Here is a 10,650-nt window from a genome sequence, read left to right on the forward strand (position 1 = left end):
TGCAAATGGTTCAGATGCTATTTCAGGATTGGCAGTAGCGCGTTTGTCCATCAATGGCGGCGCAACATGGCAGGCATCGAGCATAACCCTTTCCTCGGAAGGTCAATATACGGTCCTGTACGGGGCAGTGGATAACGCCGGGCATGCAATCACTTATCCGGGACGGACTGTTTCTATCGACACAACACTTCCCACTCTTACGCCTTCTGTGTCAGGCACGATGGGCGCGAATGATTGGTACATCTCAAATGTGGTTGTGGATGCCGATGCAACTGACGCTTTATCTGGAATTGCATCAGTGGTTGTCAGCGATAATGGCGGCGCACCAAGACCTGTTCCTGTTACTTTGACTTCGGGCACTCATGCAGTCGTTATCACTGCGACTGATGTTGCAGGCAATAGCCGCTCTACCTCTCTCAACCTGACCATTGACACAGATGGGCCAGTAATCACGACCTCTATTACAGGCACGGAAGGCGACGACGAATGGTATGTATCTGAGGTGGATGTTACTGCAACTGTTTCAGACCCAGTATCGGGCACAGATGGAACTCTGGAGATCTCGGTGGATGGAACATCGACGAATGACTTGCCCATTCATCTCACGGAAGGAGACCATACTGTAGTTCTCCAAGCAACGGATGATGCGGGAAACATAACTACTACGACTTTGATCATTCACGTGGATACAACTCCTCCTTCGGTGACCACCTCCACGGCCGGCACCAAAGGCAATGCGGGTTGGTATATCAGCAATGCTACGACCACCATCACGGCGTCCGATTCCACATCGGATATTGACCGCATTGAATACAAGCAAAATAGTGCAGCCTGGCAGAGTGGGACTTCTGTTCTTAGCACAGATGGCGTCAACGCGATCTCGATTCGCGTGTATGACCAGGCTGGCAATTTGGCGACTGACTCTCTCGAGGTCAAAGTGGATACAGTTGACCCGGTAATAACTCCTCATGTCCCAACGCCTATCGGCTTGGAGGATTGGTTTGTATCTGTGCCGGTAGAGATCTCCGCGACTGGTTCTGATGCTACATCGGGTTTGCTGAGCGCGCTCGTATCTATGAATGGGGGAGAGTGGAAAAGCAGCCAGTCTTTGACTGATGGCGTGTACGCAACTAACTTCAGATCTGAAGACGTTGCAGGCAATACGTCAAACATCTTCATGAACTTGAAGATCGACGCTACAAGACCAACCCTTGCAATCTCCATAGACGGGACCATAGGAACAAATGGTTGGTACACAAGTCAAACGACCACCACCTTTAAAGCCGATGACAAGACTTCTGGTGTGGATCGTGTTGAATATAGCCAGAATGATGCCGCCTGGCAGACTGGAAATTCCGTGGAAAGCAAAGACGGGATCAATTCCATTTCTGTGAAGACCTACGACAAAGCCGGCAATATGCTCAGTAACCAGGTGCAGGTAAAGGTAGATACGGGCATGCCGAGCAGTACATTTACTTCACCGGCGAACGGTTCAGAGGATACTCTTGCAAGAAATGTGCTGCCTTTGGCGGGTACTTCCACAGATGCTTTATCTGGAATCGCTACGGTAGAGCTGTCGTATGATGGCGGCAAGACCTGGGTACCGGTTGTCCCTTCCGCCGATGGCAAGTGGACTTACGACTTTGACACAACGAAAGTGCCGGATGGCATTTATACGATCGTGGTCCGCACTGTCGATATAGCTGGCAATACGGTGGTGGGGGATGGCAACTCCGACTCTGGCGCCCACATTACTGTAATCATCAATAACACTCCTCCGCACATTAAGCTGACCCCCGAATGGTTCATTTGGGACAGCGGCGAGCTGGTGATCAAAACGGACTATTTCCCCGTCCAGGAAGGTCTAGTGACCATCTCGGACCCACAAAACCGCTGGCCAAAGGTTGAGATCCCCTTTGGCGAAAAATACCCATCGACGATCAAATGGGACCGTCGTTTTGCCAATGGAATCCTTGCTCCCATCGGAAATTACCGTGTAGAGGTCAAGGCTTGCAATACTTACAATCTCTGTTCCAATAAAAGAGCAACCATCAAAATTCCCTGGATTTCTGTAATCCTTCCGACTGTTTCTCCAGTACCACCAACTGTAGTGCCCACGAAGCCAACAGTAGAGAATATTCCGGAGCGGTCAGCTACAGAAATCCCGCCTGTTGTGGTCGTTGAAGATTCTTCCCCCCAAGTACAAACTCCCATCTCAGTCGAACGCAAGCCGGTAGGCATTGCACTATCGCTTGTTGCTTTCATCGCGCTAATGTGGGCGGTGGCTTCTGCCGCCCTATCAGATAGGCGCCCGGTGGCGATCAATGCCATCACAAATACGATTCGTCAGAAGCGAAACATCTAGCCCTTACTCAAGGGTAAAACAAAGGAGCAATGTAATTCAATGAACGATCTGTTTCTTTCCGTAGTTGTCATCGCCGCAGTTGTAATTTTTGGCGCATTGATCTCGGTAGGTAATGAGAGACAACGAAAGGCTATTGATAAGCTTCATCAAGCTTACAAGCAGTGGGCAGTCCAGGACCTGCGCCTGAAGCGCGGTACAGTGGCTTCCCAAATCCAGATCAACGATCTGCAGGGATGGCTGACGAAAGCCACAACTTTGGGCCTTGGTCGCAAGACAACCATTATGGATATCCAGAAGCACGAAACTCCTGTGCCCACCGTCGAAATGCACGATGGCGAGACCGGAAAAACCCTGTTGTGCGTGATTGAAACCCCTGAAACCATTGCAAACCTCCTCAAGAGGCGCAAATCGGTGATCCGGGGCGATCTGCGCTCAAATCCTCTTTTCCGTGTTGGGAAGAAAACCCCTGTGGTTGAGCTTTCCATGTTGAACGCGGGATCGCTGTTCGATGTCGAAATGCCTGTAGCCTGGAAGATGCTGACTGATGATGTAACCGAGTCAGGAAGCCTCTGGGCTTACATCGTGGACTAGGTTATCGATGAAAGCCCGTCTCCTTATTCTACTGGGGTTAGTGATTTTAGCTATTGGCGTTTTAGGTATGGTGCAGTACGGGATGGCTGTCTGGTAGGCTATGGGGATGGTTGAGTTCGTCTCGGCGTGGTTGCAAGGATTAGAGCAGTACGATCAGGGTACTTATTGGCACTCTGTCCGTACTGCCGAATATTTCCTCCGATTCATGGATTACCTTGGCATACGCGGAGAAAGAGCCAAATATATTTATGCCAGTGCTGCTTTGCATGATATAGGCAAGCTTGCAGTTCCTGTTCATATTCTTCTGAAGGAGGGTAGGCTTAGTCGTTGTGAATATCGACTTGTGCAAGAGCATCCTAGATTTGCATTTGAGTGGATGTCACTTTTGCGGGACCCGGAGGAACTTGCTAAAATCCCGCACTTACATCATGAAAGATGGGATGGAAGTGGCTATCCCCTTGGCTTACGGGGCACAGAAATACCTTATCATGTACGGCTTTTTTCAGTCATTGATGTCTGGGAAGCAATGAGCGTCAATCGTCCTTATCGCCGCGCTATACCCCAGGCAGCAGTTCTTGGATATTTCGCTCGAACCTCTGGCATTTTGTTTGACCCGGAAGTGGTGGAAGCGTTTTTGAGCTGGCGTAAGAAGACTATTGGCGCTTCTTGGTCGAGTCTTCTTCATCCGATGGGTATGCGCTCAGTCAGGAAAAATGGTTTGGAGTATGGAACGCAAAAAGCAACCTCCGTTTCAGATAAAGATGCTATTCCTGGTTAGTCTGGGAGTAGTATTTTTTACTTCATTTTTGGTTATGGTGTCGTTTGCGAAAGGGGATGATAAACCATCGCTGGCTGAGCAAACCCTTACCAAAAAGCGTTACGAGATCCAGCTCGAGGGTTTTCCGTCTATTGGTCCCGAGAATGCACCGGTTGTGATCGTGGAGTTCAGTGATTTCAACTGTCAATACTGCGGTGTTTTTGCAAGGACAACCTTTCCCGGATTGATGAGTAAGTATTCGAAAGAGATACGCTTTGTTTATCGACATGCTCCTTTAGGACCCGCATCTTCCATCGAGGCAGCGCAGGCCTCCATGTGCGCGTACGATCAGGACTACTTTTGGGAATATCATGATGCACTCTTTGAAAATCAGGATAGGTTGGGCGCAGAACTTTACACAGAAATCGCTACCAGTCTCGAATTAGATCTTCCTGCTTTCAATACATGCGTGGAAAACGATGATTACATGGACTTGATTGAAACTGACCTCGATTTTGCTCTCACGACCGGGGTGCGTGGGACTCCAACGTTTTTTATCAACGGACTGGCGCTTGTAGGCGCTCAGCCTTTAGAAGTATTTACTGAAGTTATTGACACTGAATTGAAAGCAATCAACAATCCCTGAGTCAGTAATTTCAGATGATCAGAAATATTCCAAAGCAGATACACATTCTTGTTGTCCTAGCAATGCTTGTTCTTGCCACCTGCAGGATTATGGGGATAATTTTGGCTAATCATTCCCTTCTCTAGTAAAACTTACGGTTCTGAAAGGCAGGGAGTCTTCTAAGCGTTAAATCGCGTCGGTCGAGGCACCACCCCCTATTAAGTGCATGTATGCTTCTCCGTGTAAGACGCAAAAACTATTTTTACGCATGGAGGCGTACTGTGAAAAACTTGAATAAATCACAAAAAAGATTTGCAACACTGTTTTTATTGGTCCTCGTGTTGGGCACCGCTGCCATCGCTGCATTCAGAGTGCAGGCGGGCGGCCAGACCATCGTTGACCCCGAGCCGTTGGACCATATTGTTTATCCCCCAGCTGAGATGACCCAGAATACTCCTGCTTTGACCTCGCTGGCTGCCCTGTATACCCCGATGGACACCCAGGAGAGTTGGATGAAGTCTGTCTGTGTAGGCATGACCAAAGGTGGCTGTGATTACTTCAAAGCGCATCAAGCCGCTGCTGTATGGGATGGGCAACTCGGCAATATCGGTAGTTCTGCTGGCCACATCTCCAACACCACCGTCATTGATGAGAGTCATGAAGTGTGGACAGCTGCGACCTCGATCTTTACCCAAGGTCCCAACGACAAGCACTCCACAGAAAAGACCTTCGATGTGTATGTTCTCGTCGAGCGCGGCGCTGATCAGAAGTGGTATCTAGACCGTGTTCTTATTGGACCCAGCATCGACCTCGAACCGGCCGACTAGGGGCGATCTGTGGCTTCGTCCGAGGCATTTTTAGCGATAGGTTGCTATTACCTGGTCACGGTTTTCATCAACTTCCGGCCGTTTTATGCCTGGAGTATGCCTCTAAGCAACACGAAATAGGAAAATATGGCAGATGTTCTAGTGATCGAAAACAATAAGCAGCTAGCAGACCTGTTCGCATCAGATCTGATGCTGGCTGGTTTTAGAGGTTGGATATCATGAGGGCATCAGACTCTTGGACGCGTCTACGTACCAAGTAATTGTTCTGAATCCGCTCTTCCGAGATGGTTCGGCTGGTCAACTGACCCCACGCCTAAAGGCGGGGGCTTGTAGGTCGAGCCCACGATAGGCTGGTTGACAGCAGCCCGCCAGCATCAGCTATACCAACGCTGGCAAGGTACTTTATAGCGATATTGCGACTGCCGTTCAGGTCGGCGTTGAGTTCAAACCCACACTTCCGGCACTTGAACCGAGATTGAGATCGACGATTAGAACGATGGATAGACCCACAACGAGAACAGCGCTGAGATGTGTAACGTGGGTCAATATCAACAACCACACAGCCACACTCTTCCGCCTTATATACAAGCAGATCACGCAGGCGGTTGAATGTCCACTGGTGCATGGCACGTCTTTGTTTCTTACTATTCTGTTTCGTAGTGACTCGGATTTCCCTCAAGTTCTCAATCACGATCGTAGTACCAGGAGCAATACTTTGAACCAACTGCCGACTGACAACGTGATCGCAATTCAAGCGAAACCGAGAGACTTTGTGCGAGAGTTTCTTCAGATGTCTCTTCGCACTATCGCTGCCTTTGCTTTGAAGCGCACGCTTCAACCGGAAATACCTGCGTTCCGTGTTTTTCCAGGAACGCCTACCAAAAAATTTATTATTCGAGGCAACAGCGGGACGAGTGATCCCGAAGTCCACACCGATGACACCCCCGTTGGAAACGAATTCCATATCAGGCAAGGTAACAACCACATGCAGCCAGAACTTGCCTTTGCGAAAGATCAAGTCGGCGCTGTCGTATTCAATGCTTTGTGCAAGCAAACGTCTTGCGTAGGGATAAAGATACAAATCAAAAACCTGCCTACCTGCAACCGTAGACAGAGAGACGTGGTCGCTATAGAAGGTAAAGGCATGTCCTTCATACCGAATGGAACAGTTGCTACTTTGAGGACATCGAACTGGTTTGAAGGTTGGAACAGGTTTGCCACGAGCGAGAGCTTTTGCAACCTTTTTCGGAAACTCTTTTTCCCGCTTGATCTTCCACGTGAGAGCCGACTTGACCGCTTCGGTTGCCTTTGCTCTGGCAGAGATCACAAGTTGAGAATTCAGTTTTGGGTAGGCATCTCTAAGTGGATAGTAGGTTGCCTTATGCAACTCAACACCATTCTTTTCGCAACGTTCCCACCCATAAGCCGCCACTGCATTGAAACATTCCGTATATTGTTGAATGGTTTCAAACAATACAGCCTGTTGTTCAACGGTGGGCAGCAGTGGAAAGCGGATGGTTCGTTGCACGACAATAATTTTAGCACAAATATTCTAAGAAAGGAGTCGGTCTCCTCCCCACGCCTAAAGGCAGGGGTTTCCAACTGACAGGTTTTTTTGATGAAATGGTGCTACAACCTATCCGAAAACCGACCTGGCGCACAGGTCTGATCAAAAGAATGCGCCGTATCCCAGCAAAGGATCGGCGAGACCTGATTTTCGTAGTGTTCCTTTTTCTCTTGCAGGTTTCCCTGGTGGTGGCTGGCATGATCTACGCATCTTAGGTGTTATGCCGAGGCTGTTGGTATTCATCTTGTTTTTGTGTTTCTGGCTATGCCCTGAGTTCGCGATGCTGCGCGTCTTGCTTTTACGAATGTGTCTTCTCACTCTGCTGTTGTTATGGCTGACTGGAGCAAGAGCAGCTTCGGTCAGTTACCATAATCGAAATGGGGCTAAGTCGCCTTTGAATAGTACGTGTCTATAGACACAGGCTTTGCGCGTAGCCAATAAGGCTCACATGGGTAAGCAATAACCCAACTAAAAATAGTGACTGCTTCATTTAATAAATACTATACAGTGACTACACAATAGCAGTCACTATTTTTAGTTTCCTTTCCACCATCATATCCACCCTCATGGCGCCGCGGTGATTATTGATATTTGACAGTTGGTAGGGGAATGATGTTGCTATCTCTGAGTCAGATCCTTTGGTTTCCGCTTGAACAGTGTGCCATCGTAATTGAAGGTCTGTTTCCCCTTTCCGCCGCCGCGTCTTTTGCGCATTTGTGCGCAATAGGCAACGTCGGCTTCGTTTATAAAAATATTCCCATCGGCATTTTTTGTCCTGATCAACTTTGGTTTTAGGCCCATCTATATAGGGTCATAAATGGTATTTTGTACTTTAGCGCGGCTTGTCGCTGTATCATGTAGTTGTTTTCAAGACTGGCCAATAACTCGCGCTTTGGCAAGTCGTTTTTGGGGGTTGAAGCTGGCATCGTACAACTTTCTTTCAGGATGTTCTGCTGATTGTACCTTATGGAATACTCAGCATCCCCAGCTGTTGTTGGAGATAAACGATTAAAGCTATGACATCAACAATTCTACTTGCGTACCAACTTGTTGTACCTTTCTATGTCAAAGCCCAATTTTCTATACAAGATCAATTTCTGTTTTTCGTATATTTGGGAATATATTTCTTTAGGATTTATCTCGCGTTGAGTCAAAGCATAGTATAGATATGCTCCAATTAGGCTTACAAAGCCTACTAGAAAATCAAATCTATCTTGTAATATTTTAGGCAATGATTCTTTCACCAAAAAGAGCCCAGTCCAGACGGGAACAATAATGAATAATCCAAGGGCAATTCGAATACGCGTATCACGGTGCGCGAGCAAATCAATTTTTTCTCTTACGGCTTCCAACATTGAAATTGCAATCATTTCGTTTTCCCCCTGCGGAAACAAAGATTCAGTTTTTTGCTGAACAAGAAGATCAAAACTTCTTATCCAAACAGTTATTTCTTCCACCTGCTCAGCAGCGGGCATTCCACGCTTCATCAGGTCCGCAAAAATTCCCTTATAAATATTGCGGGAAGGCAACTCGACATCAATGAATTCGTTAGGCCAGCTAGCACGTAAAACCAGTTCTAACGTTGCAGAACCCAGATCGTCCCAGAGTGGGGGGGTCTTTAGTCGTCCAAGTTTGTCCAGCAAATCTCCAGCCAGGTCCCGCAACCGCGATGTCCACAAGTTTCTTTTTGGCTCTTTATTAATCAAATCCAATAGCCAATCCTGAATTTGACGCATTTCAGATTCGGGATAATATCTTCTGATCGCTGATAGTCCGTCCGCAATTCCTAACAGAGCTACATCGTCTGAAGACAATGCTTCTAATGCTTTTTCGGATCTGCCCTGCTGTCGTTTGATGCCGTCTAGAAATCGATGCTCTAATTCTTCTGATCGAGTTGGGCTGGATGCTAATTGGTAGCCCAAGCTCGCCACCTCGGGAAATCCACCATATGCTGTATCCACCGTATTGCTCAAAACTGTTGCCAACCCTGTTTCGACAGCCAGTGCGTCATCGCAAATTCTGCGAGCAAACGCCAATGAATGTAATTGACATTCATCTAACGCCCCCCTAATTTTCTTGGTCAATACAGCCCTGTTCATCATTAACAGCCGTTCTTCTTTCATAAGAACCATTTTCTCTCTCGTAAAGTTCCCAATGTAACGATATTACTGTTCCAAGAAGAGACGGATTTGAGGTTTCCCAGCAGGCGGGCAATTAATCTCGAGTAGCCTATTGTTACAGGCTCTGTCGCGGGAAAATAACTTCGCCAAGACATATAAGTAAAATGATATATTTGTCGTAGCAAATATGTCATATCTCTGAAATCAGAATCTGGATGCAAATCAACCAACAGCGGTCGTGGTATCCCTTGAGACGATGTTTTTAGATCAGTCGGTCCTGTGAGATGCAGGAGTCCCCTTGAGTTATCAAGTTGTAATGCGATGCCTCTTTGCGGCACGCCTTTTCCTCGCATCTCATTAGAACGTGTATCTGGGTTCCAATACTTATTACCAGGCTGCTCAGTATCAAAAATGTAATACGGATGAATTGACGATATATCCAGAAAAGCAAATTCAACCGTAAAGTTCTTTTCGGATAAATCATTTACTATTGTCTTAATCGCTGATATTTCACAATCTTTTAGACGCTTGTAAACATGACACACAACTCTTACCTTATCACCTGTACGCCACGCATTTTGTTGGCTTACAAATTCTATAGCACTTCTAAGACTCTGAATGAGCGCATCCAAATAATTTTGATATTCGACCTCTCTCGTTGCTCCCCAAACGAGATAGCGTCCATCGCCTTGAAAAACGCTGGTTATTCCAACATATCGTGTTTTTGAACCAAGTCTTGTGTGACCAACTTCAGCAGACCCAAGCCCAATGACAATCTCGTGAGTTGAAGGTTTTAATGTAGATATAACCCAAGGCGTTCCATCCAATTTAGCATAGGTGGCCAAAGAAATTGTATTCAATAAATAAGCAATACCTTCACCAGGATTCTGTATTTTCTCAATTCTTATAGACTGGGTAGGCACCCCTGCACTCATGAAAGCAGCTTTGCTTACAAAGTAGGGATTGGAGTCTCCGTACAGCTGGAGGAATTTTTCCCTAATTTGAACAATCGCTAAATCGGGGGGAGTTGGCAATCTACTTAATATCTTTTCCGTGGCTTCTTTATATGAAGTTGGTGAGGAGTCTGAACAAGTCTGAAGTTCAAAGCGCATATTGGACAATCGATATTTTCCAATCATTCCGCTCGCAAACGGATTGGAACGTTTGGGATTAGTCCACATTTCAGCAGGAAACCCACTTTTTAGGAGATTCAAAAATTGCTCGACTCGTCCTAAGTATTGTTCTTCGCACACTACAGCAATCATAGGTGAATTGCGATCATGGTGCAAATACATATATGGGCCATGTTCTGTAAGTCCCATATCAGGAACCGTTCCGTTGTTTCTTCCTTGCGCGCCGAAAAGTAGGGTTGGTCTTCCTGTAGAAATTCTCGTGGGAAATTTTTCGTCACTCTCAATAAGTACATCTCCAAGTGTTAGGGTTAACCCTCCAATTGTTATCGACCTATCACGCAGCACACCTATTGTTTTCTTGATAAGAGCCAATTTTTCTGTAGCGCTATTAATGGGTTGACGAAGTTTTTTCAATTGATCTAACAGCAATTGAGCTTTCGCCCCATAGTAGAGATTAACGACATCAGTCATGTTTTCCAACCTGGGCTCAAGAAATGCGTCTTGTGAGTCGATTTCGGTTACTCCCTCACTGTCAACGAGCTTCAGGAGCCCGTTTGTAGTTTCACTTACCTGTCCAATTGTTTCGAGTTTTCCTTGTGGATTGTCAAGATCGCTTTCCGCGCGTTTGCAAACATATTTTCCTGAAGGATAGATCGGAAGAGCGT

The 10,650-nt window shown here is 46.8% G+C and carries 9 protein-coding genes; 6 read left to right on the plus strand and 3 right to left on the minus strand.

Annotated elements, in window-relative coordinates; genetic code table 11:
• The 5 genes from AC14M5_RS01715 to AC14M5_RS01735 form a co-directional block, all read left to right on the plus strand.
• Positions 1-2,365, plus strand: a 2,365-nt coding sequence (locus AC14M5_RS01715) for an OmpL47-type beta-barrel domain-containing protein (protein ID WP_484027893.1), incomplete at its 5' end; no start/stop codon positions are given.
• Between the two features lie 39 nt (positions 2,366-2,404).
• Complete coding sequence (locus tag AC14M5_RS01720; protein ID WP_484027894.1) at positions 2,405-2,956, plus strand: hypothetical protein; 552 nt, start codon at positions 2,405-2,407, stop codon at positions 2,954-2,956.
• A gap of 106 nt (positions 2,957-3,062) precedes the next feature.
• Positions 3,063-3,734, plus strand: coding sequence for an HD-GYP domain-containing protein (locus AC14M5_RS01725; RefSeq protein WP_484027895.1), 672 nt, complete (start codon positions 3,063-3,065; stop codon positions 3,732-3,734).
• Positions 3,682-4,359, plus strand: coding sequence for a DsbA family protein (locus AC14M5_RS01730; RefSeq protein ID WP_484027896.1), 678 nt, complete (start codon positions 3,682-3,684; stop codon positions 4,357-4,359). Before AC14M5_RS01725 ends, AC14M5_RS01730 begins: the two co-directional genes overlap by 53 nt.
• A gap of 209 nt (positions 4,360-4,568) precedes the next feature.
• Positions 4,569-5,165: a hypothetical protein gene (locus AC14M5_RS01735; protein ID WP_484027897.1), complete on the plus strand. Its 597-nt coding sequence runs from the start codon at positions 4,569-4,571 to the stop codon at positions 5,163-5,165.
• Between the two features lie 313 nt (positions 5,166-5,478).
• On the opposite strand, the gene AC14M5_RS01740 is transcribed toward AC14M5_RS01735, so the two are convergent.
• Complete coding sequence (locus AC14M5_RS01740; protein ID WP_484027898.1) at positions 5,479-6,693, minus strand: RNA-guided endonuclease InsQ/TnpB family protein; 1,215 nt, start codon at positions 6,691-6,693, stop codon at positions 5,479-5,481.
• A gap of 95 nt (positions 6,694-6,788) precedes the next feature.
• On the opposite strand from AC14M5_RS01740, the gene AC14M5_RS01745 reads away from it, so the two are divergent.
• Entirely contained in the window at positions 6,789-6,947 is a 159-nt protein-coding gene (locus AC14M5_RS01745; protein WP_484027899.1) for a hypothetical protein, read from the plus strand.
• Positions 6,948-7,763: 816 nt separating this feature from the next.
• Here AC14M5_RS01745 and AC14M5_RS01750 read toward each other — a convergent pair.
• Both AC14M5_RS01750 and AC14M5_RS01755 read right to left on the minus strand, forming a co-directional pair.
• Entirely contained in the window at positions 7,764-8,855 is a 1,092-nt protein-coding gene (locus AC14M5_RS01750; protein ID WP_484027900.1) for a hypothetical protein, read from the minus strand.
• Positions 8,852-10,650: argonaute/piwi family protein (locus AC14M5_RS01755; protein WP_484027901.1), on the minus strand; the 1,799-nt coding region annotated here is incomplete at its 5' end. The genes AC14M5_RS01750 and AC14M5_RS01755, both read right to left, overlap by 4 nt.

The sequence above is a fragment of the Candidatus Villigracilis sp. genome (genome assembly GCF_057083605.1).

Coding starts and splice junctions, on each gene's coding strand:
- AC14M5_RS01720 (WP_484027894.1), top strand. CDS start 2,405: ATGAACGATCTGTTTCTTTCCGTAGTTGTCATCGCCGCAGTTGTAATT.
- AC14M5_RS01725 (WP_484027895.1), top strand. CDS start 3,063: ATGGTTGAGTTCGTCTCGGCGTGGTTGCAAGGATTAGAGCAGTACGAT.
- AC14M5_RS01730 (WP_484027896.1), top strand. CDS start 3,682: ATGGAACGCAAAAAGCAACCTCCGTTTCAGATAAAGATGCTATTCCTG.
- AC14M5_RS01735 (WP_484027897.1), top strand. CDS start 4,569: ATGCTTCTCCGTGTAAGACGCAAAAACTATTTTTACGCATGGAGGCGT.
- AC14M5_RS01745 (WP_484027899.1), top strand. CDS start 6,789: ATGGTGCTACAACCTATCCGAAAACCGACCTGGCGCACAGGTCTGATC.
- AC14M5_RS01750 (WP_484027900.1), bottom strand. CDS start 8,855: ATGAAAGAAGAACGGCTGTTAATGATGAACAGGGCTGTATTGACCAAG.